We start from the raw sequence: 331 nt of genomic DNA, 5'->3' as shown, positions 1-331 counted from the left end.
AAATGGAAGAGGTCTTTTTTGATGCCTGTGTGTGCTCGCTCAACTTGTCGAACAATGCTTTTTTGTGCTCGGCTATTAGCTGCCTTTGAATAAATAATCATCCATCTTTGCTTTATCCCCATATGATCAACCTCTTCAATAACATATTGATAGTTATCATCAATATTAACCCATTGGTTGGCTGTTATGGCTGTACTTATAGAGGGTTTTTCAAGAGAAATTGTTGAAGGTACTAGCGTGAGAAATTGAATTTTGGTTAAAAACTCAGCATTACTTTTATGATAAAGTTTACAGTCTGCCACAAGGTATTTAGGAGATTGGCTTTTTTTGA

The 331-nt window shown here is 35.3% G+C and carries 1 protein-coding gene; it reads right to left on the bottom strand.

Features of this window, described 5'->3' with window-relative positions; translation table 11 throughout:
* Positions 1–331: hypothetical protein (locus tag H5119_RS20800; RefSeq protein ID WP_220496109.1), on the bottom strand; the 331-nt coding region annotated here is incomplete at both ends.

Origin of the sequence: Pseudoalteromonas sp. SG45-5, from assembly GCF_014164085.1 — a bacterium.
Taxonomy (GTDB): domain Bacteria; phylum Pseudomonadota; class Gammaproteobacteria; order Enterobacterales; family Alteromonadaceae; genus Pseudoalteromonas; species Pseudoalteromonas aliena.
Note: the sequence above shows the minus strand (reverse complement) of the source record. Positions and strands in the feature narration are given on the sequence as shown.